The following is a 585-nucleotide window of genomic DNA, read 5'->3' as shown; positions in this document are numbered from 1 at the left end:
GAAGTCGTGGCGACGCTGGCGCCGAAGATCGACGGGTTCAATGCGAAGCTGCCCAGGGGCTACCGGGTCGAGACCGGCGGCATCTTCGAGGAAAGCGCGATCTCCCAGGCATCGGTGTTTGCCGTGGTGCCGGTCATGATCGTGCTGATGCTCACGAGCATGATGGTGCTGCTGGTGAGCTTCCGGCGCCTCGCCATGGTGGTTTCGGTCATGCCGTTGGGGCTGATCGGTGTGGTGCTCGCACTGCTGGTGTTCAACCGGCCGCTCGGCTTCGTCGCGATCCTGGGCATTCTGGCGCTGATCGGCATGATCGCCAAGAACGGGCTGATCCTGATCGTGCAGATCGAGACCTTTCGCCAGGAGGGCATGGGAGTGCTGGAGGCCGTGGTCGCGTCGGGCACCTCGCGCATACGGCCGATGTTCCTGACCTCGCTCTCGACTGTGCTCGGTCTGATCCCGATTGCGCCCACGGTGTTCTGGGGGGCGATGGCCTTCGCGATCATGGGCGGGCTGCTGGTGGCGACGGTGCTGACGCTCGTGTTTCTGCCCGCCTTGTACATGGTGGTGTTCGGCAGGGAAGACCGG

At 64.4% G+C, this 585-nt stretch carries 1 protein-coding gene; it reads left to right on the top strand.

The window, feature by feature from the left end:
- On the top strand, positions 1-585 hold a 585-nt coding region (locus BMI01S_RS37920; protein WP_042293674.1), incomplete at both ends, for an efflux RND transporter permease subunit.

Origin of the sequence: Paraburkholderia mimosarum LMG 23256 = NBRC 106338 (genome assembly GCF_000739815.1) — a bacterium.
Lineage (GTDB): Bacteria > Pseudomonadota > Gammaproteobacteria > Burkholderiales > Burkholderiaceae > Paraburkholderia > Paraburkholderia mimosarum.
This window is presented reverse-complemented; position numbering and strand designations above follow the sequence as displayed.